Raw genomic sequence first — 19,934 nt, forward strand, 5'->3', positions numbered from 1 at the left:
GAGCGCCAACGTCGGAAAGCCCGATCGCTGCACCCAAGGAGAACCAAATGACCAAAGAAGCCTATCCGGTTTACGGTGAGATCACCGGCCCGATCGTCATGATCGGCTTCGGCTCGATCGGCCGCGGAACACTGCCCCTGATCGAACGCCACTTCAAGTTCGACAAGAGCCGGATGGTGGTCATCGATCCCCGCAACGACGAGGCCGAGCTGCTGGCCAAGCATGGCGTCCAGCACATCCAGGCGCATGTCACCAAGGACAATTACAAGGAACTGCTGAAGCCGCTGCTGACCGCCGGCGAAGGCCAGGGCTTCTGCGTCAATCTCTCGGTCGACACCGGTTCGCTCGACCTGATGAAGCTCTGCCGCAAGCTTAACGTTCTCTATATCGACACCGTTGTCGAGCCTTGGCTCGGCTTCTATTTCGACAAGAACCTGAAGAACGCCGACCGCACCAATTATGCGCTGCGCGAAACCGTCCGTCAGGAAAAGAAGAAGAACCCGGGCGGCGCCACCGCCGTTTCCACCTGCGGCGCAAATCCGGGCATGGTCTCCTGGTTCGTCAAGCAGGCTCTCGTCAACGTCGCGCACGAAGTCGGTGTGAAGTTCGACGAGCCGGCGGCGGATGACCGCGAAGGCTGGGCGAAGCTGATGAAGAAGGTCGGCGTCAAGGGCGTCCACATTGCCGAGCGCGACACCCAGCGCACGAAGAACCCCAAGCCGCTCAACGTCTTCTGGAACACGTGGTCGGTCGACGGCTTCATCTCCGAAGGCCTGCAGCCGGCCGAACTCGGTTGGGGCACCCATGAAAACTGGATGCCGAAGAACGCCAAGAAGCACAAGAAGGGCTGCAAGGCGGCGATCTATCTGGAGCAGCCGGGCGCCAACACCCGGGTTCGCACCTGGTGCCCGACCCCCGGTCCGCAATACGGCTTCCTCGTCACCCATAACGAGTCGATCTCGATTGCCGACTACTTCACCGTCGAGAAAGACGGCGAAGTCGTCTACCGCCCGACCTGCCACTATGCCTATCATCCGGCCAACGATGCCGTGCTTTCGCTGCATGAAATGTTCGGCAATGGCGGCAATGCGCAGCCGGTCCTGCACGTTCTCGACGAGAACGAACTGGTCGACGGCATCGATGAACTCGGCGTACTACTCTACGGCCACGACAAAAACGCCTACTGGTACGGTTCGCGTCTGTCGCTCGAGGAAACCCGCCGTATCGCGCCCTACCAGAACGCCACCGGTCTGCAGGTAAGCTCCGCCGTTCTCGCCGGCATGGTCTGGGCGCTCGAAAACCCGAGCGCCGGCATCGTCGAAGCCGACGAGATGGACTACAAGCGCTGCCTCGAAGTGCAGTCGCCCTATCTCGGCCCGGTCGAGGGACATTATACCGACTGGACACCGCTCGAAGGCCGTCCGGGGCTCTTCCCGGAAGACATCGACACCAAGGACCCCTGGCAGTTCAGGAACATCCTGGTTCGCTAAGCCAAGAGCCCGCGCTCAAGAAAGCCCGTCGTCCCGCGCGTCGGGCTTTCGCGTTTTCGAAGGCCGAGTATCGGCAAACGGGGCCGAATAAAGCGTGCTGACAATCGCTGCGGCCTTGCTTTCACCATGTCTTCGCGGCATGGTTCGGCGAAATCCATGTTACGGCTCGCATGCGGGGAGTCGTTGAATATCATGCTGGAGACAACAATGAAAAAGACTACCGTGGTGGCTCTTCTGGCCTGCGCAACGACACTCTCGGCCTGCTATTCGAGCGGTCCGCGGCCGTTGCCGGCGGTAAGCCAGGCTCCGACCGTCGAAGGGAACTGGATGGACCAGAACGGTCTGGTCTCCACATTCTCGGCGGGCCGGCTGGAAACCCGCACCACCGATGGCAGCAACAAGGTCATGGCGACCGGCACCTACATGATGGAAGGCGCCAACCTCGTCCAGATCACGCTCTATTCCAACCTCAAGCAGACGACCACAAAGGCGGCATGCGCGCTGGTGACGCCGACCCAGCTCAACTGCACGTCCGATACCGGCGCCCAGTTCTCGCTCAACCGCCAGGTCTGAGACAGCGTCCTTCATACTCCGATTTTCCGATGAAACCGGCCAGCGCCATGCTGGTCGGTTTTTCGGTTTTTCCGCCCCACGACAACACGCATTTTCTCTTGCAGTCGCATCCACTTGATGAAAACATCCGCCCGGCTCCAAGACACGAAAAAACCTACAGGATTGCGGAGTAGCATGCGTTTGTCGATTTACGAAAACAGGAGAAAAGCGATGTTGAGACACCTTCGGTTCGGCCTCTTGAGCGCATCCGCGCTCGCGATCTCGGCCACCGGCGCCTTTGCCGATTTCGAGCTGAATATCCTGCATATCAACGACTTCCATTCGCGCATCGAGGCGATCAACAAGTTCGATTCCACCTGCTCGGAAGAAGAGGCCGCCAAGAACGAATGCTTCGGCGGCATCGCCCGCATGAAGACGGCGATCGATACCCGCCGCAATGAACTGGCCGGCAAGAACATCCTGACGCTGGATGCCGGCGACCAGTTCCAGGGCTCGCTGTTCTACACCACCTACAAGAGCGCACCGATCGCCGAATTCATGAACGGCATCGGCTTCGACGCCATGGAGATCGGCAACCACGAATTCGACGACGGTCCGGAAGAACTGGCCAAGTTCATCGACGCACTGAAATTTCCGATGATCTCCGGCAACACGCTGGCCGGCCTCGACACACCGGTCGCCGACAAGTTCAAGCCGTACATCGTCAAGGAATTCGGTCCGGAGAAGGTTGCGGTCGTTGGCGTTCTCGCCACCGACACGGACGAAACCTCGTCGCCCGGCGACAGCATCCTCTTCGCAGAACCCATCGGTTACCTGAAGGAAGCGGTCAAGGAGATCGAGGCCCAGGGCATCAACAAGATCGTGCTGCTGTCGCACGTCGGTTACGAGGAGGACAAGCGGATCGCCGCTGCCGTCGACGGTATCGATGTCATCGTCGGCGGTCACAGCCATACCCTTCTCTCGAACACCGACGAAAAGGCCGCAGGCCCCTACCCGACCCTGGTCAAGAACCCCTCGGGCAAGGACGTGCCGATCGTCACCGCCTATTCCTATTCCAAGTATCTCGGCGACCTGAAAGTCGTCTTCGATGATGCCGGCGCCGTGAAAACGGCCGAAGGTGCGCCGAAGCTTCTGGACGCCTCGGTCACTCCGGATGCCGGCTATACCGCCAAGGTCGCCGAGCTCGCCGGCCCGATCGAGGAGCTGAAGAAGAAGGAAATCGGCGAGACCGCCGAGGTGATCGAGGGGTCCCGCGAAGTTTGCCGCGTCAAGGAATGCACCATGGGCAACCTCGTTGCTGACGCCATGGTCGACCGCGTCAAGGATCAGGGCATCACCATCGCGATCCAGAACGGCGGCGGCCTGCGTGCATCGATCGATGCCGGCACGGTCTCCATGGGCGAAGTGCTGACCGTCCTGCCTTTCCAGAACACGCTCGCCACTTTCCGGCTCAAGGGGTCCGATATCGTCGCGGCGCTTGAAAACGGCCTCAGCCAGATCCAGGATGGCGCCGGTCGCTTCCCGCAGGTCTCCGGCCTGAAATATTCCTTCGACAAGTCGCAGGAGCCCGGCAAGCGCGTCGTCTCCGTCGAGGTAAAGGAAGGCAACGCCTTCGTGCCGCTGGACCCCGAAAAGGTCTACGGCGTCGCCACCAACAACTACATGCGCGCCGGCGGCGACGGCTACAAGATCTTCGCGACGGCCGGCCAGAACGCCTATGACTTCGGTCCCGGCCTCGAAACGGTGGTTGCCGACTACATCGCCAAGAACAGCCCCTACAAGCCCTATGTCGACGGCCGCATCACCGAGGTTGCGTCCGCGGCGGCACCGGTCGAGACGCCAGCCGCTGCCGCGCCCGCTGAGACCGCAGCGCCGGCCGCAGCCGCCGCAGCGGCAGCCGCCACTGTCTACAAGGTCGTTGCCGGCGACAGCCTGTGGAAGATCGCCGTTGCGACCTATGGCGACGGCATGCTGTGGACGAAGATCGCCGAAGCCAATGCGCTGAAGAATCCCAACGTCATCGGCGTCGGCAAGGAACTGCAACTGCCAGCCAAGTAAGCAGGGCAGTTTGCCGCATGAGCGGAACCGGTCCGGGCTTCCCCGGGCCGGTTTTTGCTTTTAAGAACTGATCCTGGCGCCCTCTGCATTCGTATTGCATCCGGTGCAACCAGCAGGAACAACGACATGACCGCAGACACCTCCCACCTGCCTTCCAATCACCCGACCGTCCGTTTCGGCAAGGTAGGCGTGCTTCTCGTCAATCTTGGAACACCCGATGGCACCGACTACACCTCAATGCGCCGTTATCTGAGGGAGTTCCTGACCGACAAGCGGGTCATCGAATGGTCGCCCTGGAAATGGTATCCGATCCTGTTCGGCATCGTGCTCAACACCCGCCCGCAAAAGGTTGGCAAGGCCTACGAAGCGATCTGGAACAGGGACAAGGACGAAAGCTACCTCAGGACCTATACGCGCAGCCAGGCGGAACTGATGTCGGCGGCGCTCAAGGACCTGCCCGGCGTCGTCGTCGAATGGGCAATGCGCTACGGCCAGCCCTCCATCGCCTCGAAGATCGATGCGCTGCATGCCGCCGGCTGCGAGAAGATCCTTCTCTTCCCGCTCTATCCGCAATATGCGGCATCGACCACGGCAACCGTCAACGACAAGGCCTTCGAACATCTGATGAAGTTGCGCTGGCAGCCGGCGCTGCGCACGGTTCCCCCCTATCACGACGACCCCGCCTATATCGATGCGCTCGCGACATCGGTCGAAAAGAAGCTGGCGACGCTCGACTGGGAGCCGGAACTGCTAATCACCTCGTTCCATGGCATTCCGCAATCCTATTTTCACAAGGGCGACCCCTATTACTGCCACTGCATGAAAACCGGTCGCCTGCTGCGCGAGAGGCTGGGCCTTGCCGAAGACCGTTTCATGATTACCTTCCAGTCCCGTTTCGGGCCGGAGGAATGGCTGCAGCCCTACACCGACAAGACGATGGAAAAGCTCGGCAAGGAGGGTGTGAAGCGCATCGCCATCATGAATCCCGGCTTCGTGTCGGACTGCCTGGAGACGCTCGAGGAAATCGCCGGCGAAGCGGGCGAGATCTTCCATCACAACGGCGGCGAGAAATTCGTGCACATTCCCTGCCTGAACGACAGCACCGAGGGCATGAGCGTATTGGAAAAGGTCGTCCGCCGGGAACTGCAGGGCTGGGTCTGAGCCGATTGGCACCTGCCAAAATGATCGCACCCTCCACGGCCTTGACCTTGCAATGGAAACGCCGTCATCCGATGTTAGAAAGACACCGAAACGCATTATAAAGAACGCGTTCGGAAACAGGAGGGCACATCATGGGGTTCGCAGGTCCCGATATCGTCGTTATCGCGCTTGTCGTACTGGTCATTCTCGTTCTCTTCGCGGGGATCAAGACGGTACCACAGGGATTCCGCTACACCATCGAGCGCTTCGGCCGCTATACCCGCACACTCGAGCCCGGCCTTAACCTCATCATTCCCTTCATCGAACGCATCGGCGCCAAGATGAACGTGATGGAGCAGGTGCTCGACGTTCCGACGCAGGAAGTCATCACCAAGGACAATGCCAGCGTCTCGGCGGATGCCGTTGCCTTTTACCAGGTGCTGAATGCCGCCCAGGCTGCCTATCAGGTCGCCAATCTGGAAAACGCCATCCTGAACCTCACCATGACCAACATCCGTTCGGTCATGGGCTCAATGGATCTCGACGAACTGTTGTCGAACCGCGAGGCGATCAACGACCGGCTGCTGAAGGTCGTCGACGAAGCCGTCGGCCCCTGGGGCATCAAGGTCACCCGCGTCGAAATCAAGGACATCCAGCCACCCAAGGATTTGGTCGACGCCATGGCCCGCCAGATGAAGGCCGAGCGCGAGAAGCGCGCTCAGGTGCTGGAAGCCGAAGGCTTCCGAAACGCACAGATCCTGCGCGCCGAGGGCGCCAAGCAATCGGCGATCCTCCAGGCGGAAGGTCAGCGAGAGGCAGCCTACCGCGAGGCCGAGGCCCGCGAGCGCCTGGCCGAAGCCGAAGCCAAAGCGACACGCTTTGTCTCGGACGCAATCGCGGCGGGCGATGTCAATGCCATCAACTATTTCGTCGCCCAGAAATACACCGAAGCGATGGCCGCGATCGGCACGGCTTCCAACGCGAAGATCGTGCTGATGCCGATGGAGGCTTCCAGCCTGATCGGTTCGCTCGGCGGCATCGGCGCGATTGCCCGCGAAGTCTTCGGCGATGCCGCTGGGCCCGCTCCGGCTCCTCGTCCACGTCCTGCCGCTCCAGCCACCCGCTCGACGCCGCCCGTGCCCCCCTTCGGCCAGACTCCGGAGGGCTGAGTGATGCTGAGCCGCATGATCGTCGAACTCGGTCCCTGGACATGGTGGCTGCTCGGCCTCGTTCTGCTGGCCGCGGAACTCCTCGTGCCCGGCGTCTTCCTCGTCTGGATCGGCATCGCAGCGCTGCTGACCGGAGCCCTGTCGCTGGTTCTGTGGGAGGTCTCGCTCTGGACCTGGCAGGTCCAACTGGTGCTGTTTGCCGTGCTCGCCGTGGTCTCCACCCTGCTCGGCCGCCGTCTTCTCGGCACCGGCCACGTCGTAACCGACGAGCCGCTCCTCAACCAGCGCACGGCAAGCCTCGTCGGACGCACAGCGACGCTGGCCGAGCCCATCACCGAGGGACGGGGACGGATCAGGCTGGACGATACCTACTGGCCGGTTCAGGGACCGGACCTGCCGGCCGGCACCAAAGTGAAGGTCATCGCGGGCAACGGCCGCGACCTGACGGTGGAAAAAGCCTGACGGATCGGCGTTCTTGCTCTTCTGCGCGCCCGAGTGGAGGCGCAGGAATGCGGAAGTCAGGCAACCCCGATCCGCAAGAGATCGTGGAAGTGAACGAGGCCGATCGGCCGGTTGTCTTCATCGACGACGATCAGCGCGCCGATGCTGTGCTCGTTGAGCGTGGCGAGAGCCGCGGTCGCAAGCGTCGTCGGCTTGATGGTCTTAGGCGTGCGGGTCATGACGTCATCGACACAGAGTTCGGCGAGGTTGCGCGACAGGTTGCGCGCCATATCGCCTTCCGTAACGATGCCGCAGAGCTTGCCGTCATCATCCAGAACCGCGACGCAGCCGAAATGCTTGTGCGACAGAGTGACGATCGCCTCCGGCATCGGCGTGCCCTGCTTGACCAGCGGCAGCCGGTCTCCCGTGTGCATGATGTCGCGCACGTGGGTAAGGCTCGCGCCCAGCTTGCCGCCGGGGTGGAAGATGCGGAAATCGCTCGGCGTAAAGCCGCGGGCTTCGAGAAGAGAGATCGCGATCGCATCGCCCATGGCTAGCTGCATGACGGTGGATGACGTCGGCGCAAGCCCGTGCGGACAGGCTTCCTGAACCTTCGGCAGCAACAGAACGATATCCGCTTCGCGGGCAAGCGTCGAGGTTTCGCCCGCCGTCATCGCGATCAGCGGGATGGAGAAGCGACGGGAATAATTGAGGATGCCCTGCAGTTCCTGGCTCTCTCCGCCCCACGACATCGCAAGGATCGCATCGTCGCGGCCGATCATGCCGAGGTCGCCGTGATTGGCTTCGACAGGATGCACGAAGAAAGCGGGTGTACCGGTCGAAGCGAAGGTCGCGGCAATCTTTGTGCCGATATGGCCGCTCTTGCCGACGCCTGTGACGATCACACGGCCGGAAATGCCGCCGATGATGTTCACTGCATTGCAGAAGGGACCGGCAAGGCCATTGGTCAGGGCGGCTTGCAGCGCCTCCAGAGCATTGCGTTCGGTCGTGACGACCCTGAGAGCCGATTCGACGGCTCCGGCTTCGACGAGATTGACAGCGCGCTTAATCATGGCGGTCCTATACTGCTTTTGCTCCATCCTGTCCACACGGCGAAACTGCGGCCTCTTGTCGTTCCGTCCCCTGCCCTCGGACAGCTCGGCAACCAAACATTAACCACATGACTTTACGTTTGGGTAAGCATTCAAGCTTCGAGCAACAACCCGATGGTTCAGAATAAGAAGACCGGAACGGCGCACGCCCGTTGCCGCAGGACCCGCCGCCTCGCCGGCGTCCTGGCGGCAAGCCTGTTCGGCCCTGCATCGCCATCGCTCGCCCAGACAGTCCTCCCGCCCCAGACAGCGACACCGGCCGGTTCGTCGTCTTCAACGCCCCTGCAGCAACCGGGAGCGGCGACGACAACACCCCAGGCCACAGCCACCACCGGTGCAACTGCAACCGACCCGCTTGCCACCGGCAGCACGACCTCTCCCGACTTCACCGACGCCGACCTTGCCGCTCCGGAAGACGATTTCGGCCGCATGAACCTGCGCGAGACGACGCTTGACGACGCCACCGCCCAGCGCATCCGGCGCGAAGCGGAAGAAACGGACGGCATCCGGCTCGGCACCATGGTGCTGCGCCCATCCATCATCCAGCGATTCGGCAGCGAAACCACCGACGACAGCGAAGGCCGCGAGACCCGCAACTATATGGAAACAGGCCTGAAAGGCAGTCTCACCTCCGACTGGTCACGCCACGAACTGACAATCGGCGGCGAAGGCTATTGGCAGAGGAATATCTCCGGCCACGGAGCGACCGATCCGAACGCAAACGTCAATGCCGACCTCAGGCTCGATATCTCCCACGATACAGTCGCCCACATCACGGGCGGCTATTCCTTCAGCCGTGAAGACACCAACGATCCGAACGCCATTTCGGGAGCCGCCGTGCAGTCAGGGGTCCATATGTACACCGGCGGCGTTTCGGTGGAACACGATTTCGGCAGGCTGCGCGGCACGGTCGGTGCAGACCTGGAACGCTGGCAATATTCCGATGCGGAACTTTCCGACGGCACCATGGTCTCGCTCAGCGACCGCAACCGCCTCTCGGGCACCTTGCGCGGTCGCATCGGCTACGAGGTGTCGCCGGCGCTGACGCCCTTTACGGAGGTCTCGGTCGGTCGCGTCACCTATGACGAAAAGACGGATTCGGAGGGTTATCGCCGCTCCGGCGAGTTCTACGCGGCCAAGGCCGGCATCGCCGCCGATTTCGGCGAAAAGCTGCGCGGCGAAATCGGCCTCGGCTACCGTCAGCAACGTTTCGACGACGAACGGCTGAAGGAAATCGGCGCCATGACCATCGATGGCAACGTCTACTGGTCGCCACGGCAGGGCACCGACGTTAATCTCGGGCTGACGACCACGATCGATCCCTCGACCACAGCGGGACTGAGCGGATCGGTCATCTATGCCCTCAATGCCGAAGTCGAGCATCGGTTGCGCAGCAATCTCGTTGCCCGCCTGTCGGGATCGTCACGCTGGACCGAATATCAGGATGACACCGCTCCGCCCGACACGGTGACCTATACCACCGGTGCCGGACTGACCTGGAGCGTGAACCGCTATCTCGATCTGGCGGCGGACCTCAGTTACGAAAGAACCGAATACAAGTCCGCCGCCGATAGCAATGTGATGCGCGCGATGGTCGGTTTGACCACCAAGCGCTGAGCCTCTCTTATTTGAGCGCCGCGATAAGGGCCTTGAGCGGCTCCTCGACGGTCGGGCGGATGTCCGCACGATCGAGCGCGAAGGCGACGTTGGCGAGGATGAAGCCATCCTTGGCGCCGCAGTCGAAGGTATCGCCCTTGAAGTGATAGCCGGCGAAGGCCTGTTCCTTGGCAAGTTTCAGCATGCCGTCGGTCAGCTGGATTTCGTTGCCGGCGCCGCGCTCCTGGGTTTCGAGAATCTTGAAGATCTCGGGCTGCAGGATATAGCGGCCATTGATGAAGAAGTTGGAGGGAGCGGTTCCCTTGGCCGGTTTTTCGACCATTTCTGTGATGCGGAAGCCGCCGTCCAGCATCTCGCCGACACCGACGATCCCGTATTTATGGGCCTGTTCGGGAGCGCATTCCTCGACGGCAATGATATTGCCGCCGGCCTTTTCGTAAAGCTCGACCATGCCTTTCAGGCAGCCCTTTTCGCCGCGCATGATCATATCGGGGAGGAGAAGGGCAAAAGGTTCGTCGCCGACGATATCCCGGGCGCACCATACGGCATGGCCGAGGCCGAGCGGCTCCTGCTGACGGGTAAAGCTCGCAGTGCCCGCCTTGGGAAGCAGGCCGGAAAGCAGCGTCAGCTCGGCATTCTTGTTACGGCTCTTGAGGGTCTGTTCCAGTTCGAACTGAATATCGAAATAGTCTTCGATGACGGCCTTTCCGCGACCGGTGACGAAGACAAAATGCTCGATGCCTGCCTCTATGGCCTCATCGACAACGTATTGAATGACCGGCTTGTCCACGACGGTCAGCATTTCTTTCGGAACGGCCTTGGTCGCGGGAAGGAAACGCGTGCCCAGACCGGCAACGGGGAAAACGGCTTTTCGGAGTTTATTTCGTTGAACCACACATTCCTCCTGGAGGATGACTTGTAAGGCGCCTTCTATACGCCAATGCCAACTAGTATATCTTTACTACGGTTTCGCAAAGGCTACCCTCGACAGGCGGTCGATGGTAAAGAATTTGTTGACGCTATAGCATTAACCTAGGGTGAACAGCCGCCGACGCGGCCTGAAAGCGAACCGTAAATTTGACGGGGAGATGCCCATGAACCGAACCAGTCGCAAGCTTTTTGGCGCCCTTGCTTTTTCGATCGTAGCCGGCCTTCTGCCGGTCGAAGCCCGCGCGGATGCCGGCTTCAAGAAGTGGATCAACGGCTTTTACGCGACGGCCGCGCAGAACGGCATCAGTCAGAAGACCTATAACCAGGCCTTCGCCGGCGTCAGCGAGCCCGATGACTTCGTTCTCGAAAAGGCCCGCTATCAGCCGGAATTCAAGTCGCAGATCTGGGACTACCTCGATTCGCGCGTCAATCCCTACACCGTGAAGGTCGGCCGCGAGATGGCCGCCAAATACGGTCCGACGCTCGCTGCTATAGAGCGCCATTTCGGCGTCGACAAGAACATCCTTCTGGCGATCTGGTCGATGGAATCGAATTACGGCGCGGCTCTTGAGACGCCGGAAAGGCTGCACCACGTGCCCCGGGCGCTGGCAACCCTCGCCTACGCCGATCCGAAGCGTTCGAAATACGCGCAGAAACAGCTGATTGCCGCGCTCAAGATGCTGCAGAGCGGCAACGTCACCTCCAAGGGGCTGATGGGGTCGTGGGCCGGTGCCATGGGGCATACCCAGTTCATTCCGTCGAGCTACCTTCTTTATGCGGTCGACGCCGACGGCAATGGCAAGAAGGATATCTGGCACTCCGTCCCGGATGCGCTCGCCACCTCGGCCAACCTGCTGCAGAAGAACGACTGGCAGACCGGAAAGACCTGGGGCTACGAAATCGTCGTCCCGGCGGGCGGCGCCGCCCATGCCGGCAAGACCAAGACGCTGGCGCAATGGGCAGCCCTCGGCTTCACCCGTCCGAGCGGCAAGGGCTTCAAGAACGGCGCAGAGCGCGCCGAGTTGAAGATGCCGGGCGGACCGAACGGTCCGGGCTTCCTGATGACCAAGAATTTCTTCGTCATCAAGCGCTACAATGCGGCCGATTCCTATGCCCTGGCGGTCGGTATGCTGGCCGACGAAATTGCCGGCTACGGCGGCGTGCAGCAGGCCTGGCCGCGCCCGCACAACAGCCTGGACATCAAGGAGAAGTTCGAACTGCAGACGCGGATGCAGGAACTCGGCTATTACGACGGCAAGATCGACGGCAATTTCGGTTCCGGCTCCAAGGCCGCGATCGAAGCGATCCAGTCGCGGCTCGGCATGTCGGTGGACGGACAGCCGTCGCGCGTATTGCTCGACGCCCTGCGGAATTGACAAGCATCGCGACGCGATCCACATATCGATTGATCTCGCGACGGCGGTGAGGCAGGCAAGAGGCGACGAAGCGGATGCGCGGGGTAAACCAGCAATCGAAGACCCGGCGAAGGACCGTCGTCCTCGCCCTGTCGCTTGCGGCCTCTCTTGCCATGGCTTTCGACACGGCGGAGGCGCAGCAATATGGCGAGCGCCGCACGCTGCTCGATCTTCTGTTCGGCACGCGCGAACCTCGCTATGTGGAACCGCCGCCGGTGCCGCGCAAGCAGGTCAAGATCCCGCGTGCGCGCAAGAAGCCGACCTCCCCCAGCGTCACGACGATAACAACGACGGCTCCGGCCCCGCCGCCGCCCGTGGCCAAGCTGGAGGATGCGCGCAAGATCCTGGTGGTCGGCGACTTCGTGGCCGATGGCCTGGCGGAGGGCCTGCAGGAGGCCTTCGCAACGTCTCCCGGCGTCATTGTCGAAGAACGCAGCAACGGCTCTTCCGGCCTCGTGCGTGGCGACTATTACGACTGGCAGGCGCAGCTTCCTGCCATCCTCGATGAGGTAAAGCCCGCTCTCGTGGTCATCGAGATCGGCGCCAACGACCGCCAGCAGATGGAGACGGCGGAAGGAAAACTCGATTTCCGCACCGACGGCTGGTTCAAGGAATACGAGAGGCGCATCGTCGCCCTCGGAAATACCGTCAGGCAGCGCCAGTTGCCCTTGATCTGGGTCGGCCTCCCCGCCTTTCGTCCGCAGAACATGACGGCCGATGCCCTGAAGCTCAACGGCGTCTATCGCGCCGCAGCCGAAAAGATCGGCGCCGAGTTCGTCGATGTCTGGGATGGCTTCGTCGATCAGGACGGCCGCTTCATCGTCACCGGCTCGGATATCAACGGCCAGCAGGTGCGCCTGCGCGGCACGGACGGGATCGGCCTGACGCCTCCCGGAAAGCGCAAACTCGCCTTCTACGTCGAAAAACCGGCCCGCCGCTACTTGGGCGACCTGACCAGCCCGGATCTCGTGCGGCTGGATGCAAGCAACCTGCCTGTCCTCGTCGACCTGCCGCCGGCGGAGATACAGAATGTCGTAAGGACACCGCCGATCGACCTGTTCGACCCCGAACTCGATGGCGCGACCGAATTGCTCGGCGCAGCGCCGCTGCCTGTTGCCAGCATTCCCTCTCCCCGCGAACAGCTTGTCAAGAACGGCGTGCTGCCCCCGCCGCCGGCCGGCCGCGCGGACGACGTGCGTATCATCACCACCGGCTCGACCAGTCCGTAAACGCAAAAAGGGCCGCGTCACCGCGGCCCCTTCATCTCGTTATCCGCTGACAATCAGCGCGGCAGAACGCTCGATCCCATCAGCGCCTCGTCGATGGCGCGGGCGGCCTGGCGTCCCTCGCGGATGGCCCAGACCACCAGCGACTGGCCGCGACGCACGTCGCCCGCCGTCCAGAGCTTGTCGACCGAGGTCTTGTAGTCGTTGGTGTTTGCAACGACGTTGGTCGAACCACGGCTGTCGACATTGAGCTTGAGCTTGCCATCGAGTTCCTTCAGCACGCTGTCCTTGAACGGGCCGGAGAAACCGATGGCGATGAATCCGAGGTCGGCCTTGATGATGAACTCCGTGCCGGCGATCGGCTTGCGGCGATCATCAACCTGGCAGCACTTCACACCCGTCAGCACACCGTCTTCGCCAACGAATTCGAGCGTGGCAACTTGGAATTCGCGGATCGCGCCTTCGGCCTGCGAGGAAGAGGTCCGCATTTTCGTCGCCCAGAACGGCCAGACGGCGAGCTTGTCTTCCTTTTCCGGCGGACGCGGGCGGATGTCGAGCTGGGTGACCTTCACCGCGCCCTGACGGAACGCGGTGCCGACGCAGTCGGACGCCGTATCGCCACCGCCGACGACGACGACATGCTTGCCGCCGGCAAGGATCGGATCGGACGGCCAGCCGGTCGAATCGATATTCTCGCGGCCGACGCGGCGGTTCTGCTGCACCAGATAGGGCATGGCGTCATAAACGCCGTGCAGGTCGACGCCCGGAATGCCGGCCTCGCGGGGCGTTTCCGAACCGCCGCAATAGAGCACGGCATCGTAGTCCGCCAGCAGCGTCTCAACCTTCACGTCGACCCCGACATTGACGCCGCAATGGAAAGTAACGTTCTCGCCCTTCATCTGTTCGACGCGGCGGTCGATGAAATTCTTCTCCATCTTGAAGTCCGGAATGCCGTAGCGCAGCAACCCGCCGGGCTTGGACTCGCGCTCGTAGACATGGACCTCGTGACCCGCGCGGCCGAGCTGCTGGGCAGCGGCGAGACCGGACGGCCCCGAACCGATGACGGCGACCTTCTTGCCGGTGTGAACCGTCGCCGGCTGCGGCACGATGAAACCCAGCTCATAGGCCTTGTCGGCAATTGCCTGCTCGACGGTCTTGATCGCGACAGGCGTGTCCTCGAGGTTCAGCGTGCAGGCTTCCTCGCACGGCGCCGGACAGACGCGGCCGGTAAATTCCGGAAAGTTGTTGGTGGAATGGAGGTTGCGGATCGCCTCCTCCCACTTGTTGTTGTAGACGAGATCGTTCCAGTCGGGGATCTGGTTATGGACCGGGCAGCCCGTCGGGCCGTGGCAATAAGGAATGCCGCAGTCCATACAGCGCGCGGCCTGCTTGGTGACCTCGGCATCCGACATCGGAATGGTGAATTCGCGGAAATGGCGGATGCGGTCGGAGGCGGGCTGATACTTCGCCACCTGCCGGTCGATTTCCATGAAACCTGTAACCTTGCCCATCGTGCTTCCCCTTACCGTGTCACTACTGCGGTTCCGGATGCAGACACCATCAGCATGGAGCCGCTGGACCCGGTCGAAATGTTCTCATAGTCGATGTCGACGCCGACCACTGCATCGGCGCCGAGGCTTCTCGCCTGCTCTTCGAGTTCGCGAAGTGCCGTTTCCCGGGCCTCGCGCAGGACCTGCTCGTAGGAAGCAGAACGGCCTCCTACGAGATCGCGGATACCCGCGAACAGATCCCGGAAGATATTCGTCCCGAGGATCGCCTCGCCTGCGACGATGCCCTTGTATTCGACGATCGTCCTGCCCTCGAGCGTGCTCGTCGTGGCAATGGTCATCCCGCTCATTCGGCAGCCACTCCCATGCGCATGCGCTCCATTTCCTCAAGCGCGCGCCGGTATTCGACCGGCATGACCTTGCGGAACTTCGGACGGAACTCGGCCCAGCGGTCGAGCACTTCCTTGGCGCGGGCCGAGCCCGTGTAGTGCAGGTGGTTGGAGATGAGCTGATAAAGCCGCTCCTCGTCGTGGCGGGTCATGTCGCCCGACACGTCGACCAGCCCCTTGTGCATCAGGTCGCCGCCGTGGTGGTGCAGCTTCTCCAGCATGTCGTCCTCTTCCGGAACCGGTTCGAGTTCGACCATCGCCATGTTGCAGCGGGAAGCGAAATCGCCGCTCTCGTCCAGCACATAGGCGACACCGCCCGACATGCCGGCCGCGAAGTTGCGACCCGTTCCGCCAAGCACGACGACGACGCCGCCGGTCATGTATTCGCAGCCATGGTCGCCCACGCCCTCGACGACGGCGACCGCCCCGGAATTGCGCACGGCGAAACGTTCGCCGGCGACGCCGCGGAAGTAGCACTCTCCGGCGATGGCGCCATAAAGCACCGTGTTGCCGACGATGATCGAGTTCTCGGCGACGATCCGCGTGTCTTCCGGCGGACGCACGATGATGCGGCCGCCGGACAGCCCCTTGCCGACATAGTCGTTGCCGTCGCCAACGAGATCGAAGGTGATGCCACGGGCAAGGAAGGCGCCGAAGGACTGACCGGCCGTGCCGTTCAGCGTGACATGGATGGTGTCGTCCTTGAGGCCCTTGTGGCCGTGACGCTTGGCAAGCTCGCCCGAAAGCATGGCGCCTGCCGAACGGTCGACGTTCTTGATGTCGACGTCGAACACGACGGGCTGCTTGCTTTCGAGAGCCGGCATCGCCTTCTCGATCAGCTTGCGGTCGAGCACATCGTCGATCGGGTGCTTCTGGCGGGTCGTCCAGTAGGTCGCTTCCTTCGGAGCCTCGACCTTGTGGAAGATCTTGCTGAAGTCGAGCCCCTTCGCCTTCCAGTGCGCCAGCATCTCGTCCTTCTCCAGCAGTTCGGAAGCGCCGATGATCTCGTCGAGCCGGGCAACACCCAGCGAAGCGAGGATCTCGCGCACTTCCTCGGCCACGAAGAAGAAGTAGTTGATGACGTGTTCCGGCGTGCCCTTGAAGCGCTTGCGCAGGACCGGGTCCTGGGTCGCAACGCCGACCGGGCAGGTGTTCAGGTGGCACTTGCGCATCATGATGCAGCCGGCGGCGATCAGCGGCGCGGTGGCGAAGCCGAATTCGTCGGCCCCGAGCAGCGCACCGATGATGACGTCGCGGCCGGTCTTCAAACCGCCATCGACCTGCAGCGCAACGCGCGAGCGAAGGCCGTTCAGCACCAGCGTCTGCTGGGTTTCGGCAAGGCCGATTTCCCACGGAGAACCGGCATGCTTCAGGGAGGTCAGCGGGGAAGCTCCCGTGCCGCCGTCGAAGCCGGCAACGGTGATATGGTCGGCGCGCGCCTTGGCGACACCGGCGGCAACCGTGCCGACACCCACTTCCGACACCAGCTTGACCGAGATATCGGCCACCGGATTGACGTTCTTCAGGTCGAAGATCAGCTGCGCCAGATCCTCGATCGAGTAGATGTCATGATGCGGCGGCGGCGAGATCAGGCCGACGCCCGGCGTGGAGTGACGGGTCTTGGCGATCGTCGCATCGACCTTGTGGCCGGGCAGCTGACCGCCCTCGCCGGGCTTTGCGCCCTGCGCGACCTTGATCTGCAGCACATCGGCATTGACCAGGTATTCGGTGGTCACGCCGAAGCGGCCCGAAGCCACCTGCTTGATGGCGGAACGTTCCGGGTTCTTCGAGCCGTCGTAGAGCGGCGTGTACCGGTCGGCTTCCTCGCCTCCCTCGCCGGTGTTCGACTTGCCGCCGATCCGGTTCATGGCGACGGCGAGCGTCGCGTGCGCCTCACGGCTGATCGAGCCGAAGGACATTGCCCCGGTCGAGAAGCGCTTGACGATTTCGGCTGCCGGTTCGACGTCTTCCACGGGGATCGGCTTGCGGCCGAGTGCTTCCGCGGACTTGATGTTGAACAGGCCTCGGATGGTGTTCATCCTGAGCGAGCTCTCGTTCACCAGCTTGGCAAATTCGCGGTAGCGGTCCTGACTGTTGCCGCGAACGGCGTGCTGCAGGGCGGCAATCGAATCCGGGCTCCAGGCGTGGTTTTCGCCACGCATGCGATAGGCATATTCGCCGCCGATAGCGAGCGTGTTGGCGAGAACCGGATCGCGACCGAAGGCCGCGCGATGGCGGGTAACGGTTTCCTCGGCGATCTCGGCAAGGCCGATGCCCTCGATGGTCGTCGCCGTCCCGAAGAAGTACTTTTCGACGAGGTCCGAAGACAGGCCGACGGCATCGAAGATCTGCGCGCCGCAATAGGACTGGTAGGTCGAGATGCCCATCTTGGACATGACCTTGAGGATGCCCTTTCCGACAGCCTTGATGTAGCGATAGACGACTTCGTCTTCCGAGACTTCCTTCGGGAACTCGCCATGCTTGTGCATGTCGAGCAGCGTGTCGAAGGCGAGATAGGGGTTGATCGCTTCCGCGCCGTAGCCTGCGAGACAGCAGAAGTGGTGCACTTCGCGCGGCTCGCCCGATTCCACGACGAGGCCGACCGAGGTACGCAGCCCCTTGCGGATCAGGTGGTGATGCACGGCGGCAGTCGCCAGCAGCGCCGGGATCGCGATGCGGTCCGGGCCGATCTGGCGGTCGGACAGCACGATGATGTTATAGCCGCCCTTGACCGCCGCTTCCGCCCGCTCGCACAGACGGTCAAGCATTTCCGGCATGCTTTCGGCGCCGCGCTCCGCATCATAGGTGAAGTCGAGCGTCTTCGTGTCGAAGCGGTCCTCGGTGTGACCGATTGAGCGAATCTTCTCCAGATCGCCATTGGTCAGGATGGGTTGACGGACTTCCAGACGCTTGGCGTGTGCGGCACCCTCATGGTCGAGCAGGTTCGGCCGCGGTCCGATGAAGGAGACGAGGCTCATGACCAGCTCTTCGCGGATCGGATCGATCGGCGGGTTGGTAACCTGTGCGAAGTTCTGCTTGAAATAGGTGTAGAGCAGCTTCGACTTCGACGACATCGCCGAGATCGGCGTGTCGGTGCCCATCGAGCCGATCGCTTCCTGGCCGGTCGTTGCCATCGGCGACATCAGGAGCTTGGTGTCCTCAAGCGTGTAGCCGAAAGCCTGCTGGCGGTCGAGCAGCGACACGTCGCGGCGCAGCGCGCGCGGCTCCACCGGCTTCTGCTCTTCAAGGATGAGCTGGGTGCGGTCGAGCCATTCACGATAGGGATGGCTGTTGGCAAGATCCGACTTCACTTCCTCGTCGGAAATGATCCGTCCCTTGTTCATGTCGATGAGCAGCATCTTGCCCGGCTGCAGGCGCCACTTCTTGAGGATACGCTCCTCCGGCACCGGCAGGGTGCCGGCTTCGGAAGCGAGGATCACGCGGTCGTCGTCGGTAACCAGATAGCGGGCCGGACGCAGGCCGTTGCGGTCGAGCGTGGCGCCGATCTGGGTGCCATCGGTGAAACAGACCGCAGCCGGTCCGTCCCACGGCTCCATCAGGGCTGCATGGTATTCGTAGAACGCCTTGCGCTCCTGGCTCATCAGCTGATTGCCTGCCCAGGCCTCCGGGATCAGCATCATCACCGCATGGGCCATGGAATAGCCGCCGCGGATGAGGAATTCGAGCGCGTTGTCGAAACAGGCGGTATCCGACTGCCCCTCGTAGGAGATCGGCCAGAGCTTGGAAATGTCGGCGCCGAAGAGCGGCGAGGAAACCGAAGCCTGGCGAGCCGCCATCCAGTTGACGTTGCCGCGCAGCGTGTTGATCTCGCCGTTATGGGCAACCATGCGATAGGGGTGCGCGAGCTTCCACGACGGGAAGGTGTTGGTCGAAAAGCGCTGGTGCACAAGCGCGACGGCGGACTCGAAGCGCGGATCGGAAAGATCCTTGTAATAGGCGCCGACCTGGAACGCCAGGAACATGCCCTTGTAGACGATGGTCGAGGACGACAGCGACACCGGATAGAAACCCGTTTCCTGCCCGCCAAACTCGTCATAGATGCGATTGGAGATGACCTTGCGCAGCAGGAAGAGGCGACGCTCGAACTGCTCCTGCGTCGCAGCGTCCTGACCGGCGCCGATGAACACCTGGATGTGGCGCGGCTCGGTGGCGGCGATATGCGGCGCCTTCGACAGGGACGAATTGTCGACCGGTACGTCGCGATAGCCGATCAGGTTCTGGCCCTCGTCATGACAGACCTCGGCGATCACCTTCTTGAAATGCGCGATCTGCTCTTCGTCCTGCGGGAAGAAGAAATGACCGACGGCGTATTCGCCCGCCTTCGGCAGGGTAATACCCTGCTTCGCCATTTCCTCGCGGAAGAAACGGTCGGGAATCTGCACGAGAATGCCGGCGCCATCGCCCATCAGCGGATCAGCGCCGACGGCGCCGCGGTGGGTGAGGTTTTCCAGAATGAACAGACCGTCCTTGACGATCTGGTGCGACTTCTCGCCCTTCATATGGGCGATGAAGCCGACGCCGCAGGCATCGTGCTCGTTCGCTGGGTCGTAAAGGCCCTGCTTGGCGGGAAGACCGTAAGCGGCCGTGCGGCCGGCCCGATTCTCGGCGTCATCGCCAAGGGGCTTCACGATCTCTTCGGATGGCGTCATCTCAGTCATTGCCTTCCCTCCAATTGGCCCGGATATCCGGGCAAAATTCGCCAGAACCGCTGGCGCCGACGGCCGGCGCAGCCGCCGCATTCTGGCAAGATCAGCTCTCACCAGCATGACAAGCGAACCGAACCGGCTCGAAAATTCCGAATTAGGTCAATTCTTCTGACCTATTTTCCGTTTTTCTATGACAGAA

14 protein-coding genes are annotated in these 19,934 nt (G+C 62.2%); 9 read left to right on the top strand and 5 right to left on the bottom strand.

Translation table 11 applies throughout. The annotated features are described in order from the left end of the window. The first annotated feature begins 47 nt into the window (after positions 1 to 47). From ACLBKR_RS13285 to ACLBKR_RS13310, 6 genes are all read left to right on the top strand, one after another. Positions 48 to 1,490 carry a homospermidine synthase gene (locus ACLBKR_RS13285; RefSeq protein ID WP_113340681.1) on the top strand — a complete coding sequence of 481 codons (1,443 nt, stop codon included), beginning with the start codon at positions 48 to 50 and terminating at the stop codon, positions 1,488 to 1,490. Positions 1,491 to 1,697: 207 nt separating this feature from the next. After that, positions 1,698 to 2,063, top strand: coding sequence for a hypothetical protein (locus ACLBKR_RS13290; RefSeq protein WP_112828700.1), 366 nt, complete (start codon positions 1,698 to 1,700; stop codon positions 2,061 to 2,063). 210 nt (positions 2,064 to 2,273) lie between these two features. Then, on the top strand, positions 2,274 to 4,121 hold the full coding sequence (locus ACLBKR_RS13295) for a 5'-nucleotidase C-terminal domain-containing protein (protein ID WP_113447633.1): 1,848 nt from the start codon (positions 2,274 to 2,276) through the stop codon (positions 4,119 to 4,121). A gap of 126 nt (positions 4,122 to 4,247) precedes the next feature. Further along, on the top strand, positions 4,248 to 5,282 hold the full coding sequence (hemH, locus tag ACLBKR_RS13300) for a ferrochelatase (protein ID WP_113447634.1): 1,035 nt from the start codon (positions 4,248 to 4,250) through the stop codon (positions 5,280 to 5,282). 131 nt (positions 5,283 to 5,413) lie between these two features. Next, positions 5,414 to 6,430, top strand: coding sequence for an SPFH domain-containing protein (locus ACLBKR_RS13305; RefSeq protein ID WP_113447635.1), 1,017 nt, complete (start codon positions 5,414 to 5,416; stop codon positions 6,428 to 6,430). Between the two features lie 3 nt (positions 6,431 to 6,433). Beyond that, positions 6,434 to 6,892, top strand: coding sequence for an NfeD family protein (locus tag ACLBKR_RS13310; RefSeq protein WP_112828704.1), 459 nt, complete (start codon positions 6,434 to 6,436; stop codon positions 6,890 to 6,892). A 56-nt stretch (positions 6,893 to 6,948) separates the two neighbouring features. Here the strand turns inward: ACLBKR_RS13310 and ACLBKR_RS13315 are convergent, their stop codons facing one another. Then, the gene (locus tag ACLBKR_RS13315) at positions 6,949 to 7,944 is read right to left on the bottom strand and encodes a KpsF/GutQ family sugar-phosphate isomerase (protein ID WP_112828705.1); all 996 of its coding nucleotides are present in this window, start codon (positions 7,942 to 7,944) and stop codon (positions 6,949 to 6,951) included. Between the two features lie 153 nt (positions 7,945 to 8,097). On the opposite strand from ACLBKR_RS13315, the gene ACLBKR_RS13320 reads away from it, so the two are divergent. Continuing rightward, a complete protein-coding gene (locus tag ACLBKR_RS13320) occupies positions 8,098 to 9,600 on the top strand; it encodes an outer membrane beta-barrel protein (protein WP_113447636.1) in 1,503 nt (500 codons plus the stop codon). A gap of 7 nt (positions 9,601 to 9,607) precedes the next feature. On the opposite strand, the gene galU is transcribed toward ACLBKR_RS13320, so the two are convergent. Next, entirely contained in the window at positions 9,608 to 10,495 is an 888-nt protein-coding gene (gene galU / locus ACLBKR_RS13325) for a UTP--glucose-1-phosphate uridylyltransferase GalU (RefSeq protein WP_112828707.1), read from the bottom strand. Positions 10,496 to 10,694: 199 nt separating this feature from the next. On the opposite strand from galU, the gene ACLBKR_RS13330 reads away from it, so the two are divergent. Together ACLBKR_RS13330 and ACLBKR_RS13335 are read left to right on the top strand one after the other, a co-directional pair. After that, complete coding sequence (locus ACLBKR_RS13330) at positions 10,695 to 11,906, top strand: lytic murein transglycosylase (RefSeq protein WP_414899420.1); 1,212 nt, start codon at positions 10,695 to 10,697, stop codon at positions 11,904 to 11,906. 74 nt (positions 11,907 to 11,980) lie between these two features. Continuing rightward, on the top strand, positions 11,981 to 13,174 hold the full coding sequence (locus tag ACLBKR_RS13335) for a DUF459 domain-containing protein (protein WP_113447638.1): 1,194 nt from the start codon (positions 11,981 to 11,983) through the stop codon (positions 13,172 to 13,174). Between the two features lie 53 nt (positions 13,175 to 13,227). Here the strand turns inward: ACLBKR_RS13335 and ACLBKR_RS13340 are convergent, their stop codons facing one another. Genes ACLBKR_RS13340 through gltB form a run of 3 tightly spaced genes read right to left on the bottom strand, consistent with a single transcriptional unit; the run spans position 13,228 to position 19,747 of the window. Next, complete coding sequence (locus tag ACLBKR_RS13340; protein ID WP_112828710.1) at positions 13,228 to 14,682, bottom strand: glutamate synthase subunit beta; 1,455 nt, start codon at positions 14,680 to 14,682, stop codon at positions 13,228 to 13,230. An 11-nt stretch (positions 14,683 to 14,693) separates the two neighbouring features. Next, positions 14,694 to 15,020, bottom strand: a complete 327-nt coding sequence (locus ACLBKR_RS13345; protein WP_112828818.1) for a heavy metal-binding domain-containing protein — start codon at positions 15,018 to 15,020, stop codon at positions 14,694 to 14,696. A gap of 5 nt (positions 15,021 to 15,025) precedes the next feature. After that, a complete protein-coding gene (gltB, locus tag ACLBKR_RS13350) occupies positions 15,026 to 19,747 on the bottom strand; it encodes a glutamate synthase large subunit (protein ID WP_414899421.1) in 4,722 nt (1,573 codons plus the stop codon). Between the last annotated feature and the right edge of the window lie 187 nt (positions 19,748 to 19,934).

Origin of the sequence: Paenirhizobium cremeum (assembly GCF_047553425.1) — a bacterium.
GTDB lineage: Bacteria > Pseudomonadota > Alphaproteobacteria > Rhizobiales > Rhizobiaceae > Allorhizobium > Allorhizobium cremeum.

Bases quoted from the DNA above. Each gene is read 5' to 3' on its own strand.
- ACLBKR_RS13340 (WP_112828710.1), bottom strand. From the start codon at position 14,682: ATGGGCAAGGTTACAGGTTTCATGGAAATCGACCGGCAGGTGGCGAAG.
- ACLBKR_RS13345 (WP_112828818.1), bottom strand. From the start codon at position 15,020: ATGACCATTGCCACGACGAGCACGCTCGAGGGCAGGACGATCGTCGAA.
- ACLBKR_RS13330 (WP_414899420.1), top strand. From the start codon at position 10,695: ATGAACCGAACCAGTCGCAAGCTTTTTGGCGCCCTTGCTTTTTCGATC.
- ACLBKR_RS13305 (WP_113447635.1), top strand. From the start codon at position 5,414: ATGGGGTTCGCAGGTCCCGATATCGTCGTTATCGCGCTTGTCGTACTG.
- ACLBKR_RS13295 (WP_113447633.1), top strand. From the start codon at position 2,274: ATGTTGAGACACCTTCGGTTCGGCCTCTTGAGCGCATCCGCGCTCGCG.
- gltB (WP_414899421.1), bottom strand. From the start codon at position 19,747: ATGACTGAGATGACGCCATCCGAAGAGATCGTGAAGCCCCTTGGCGAT.
- ACLBKR_RS13320 (WP_113447636.1), top strand. From the start codon at position 8,098: ATGGTTCAGAATAAGAAGACCGGAACGGCGCACGCCCGTTGCCGCAGG.
- ACLBKR_RS13290 (WP_112828700.1), top strand. From the start codon at position 1,698: ATGAAAAAGACTACCGTGGTGGCTCTTCTGGCCTGCGCAACGACACTC.
- ACLBKR_RS13310 (WP_112828704.1), top strand. From the start codon at position 6,434: ATGCTGAGCCGCATGATCGTCGAACTCGGTCCCTGGACATGGTGGCTG.
- ACLBKR_RS13315 (WP_112828705.1), bottom strand. From the start codon at position 7,944: ATGATTAAGCGCGCTGTCAATCTCGTCGAAGCCGGAGCCGTCGAATCG.
- ACLBKR_RS13285 (WP_113340681.1), top strand. From the start codon at position 48: ATGACCAAAGAAGCCTATCCGGTTTACGGTGAGATCACCGGCCCGATC.
- hemH (WP_113447634.1), top strand. From the start codon at position 4,248: ATGACCGCAGACACCTCCCACCTGCCTTCCAATCACCCGACCGTCCGT.
- ACLBKR_RS13335 (WP_113447638.1), top strand. From the start codon at position 11,981: ATGCGCGGGGTAAACCAGCAATCGAAGACCCGGCGAAGGACCGTCGTC.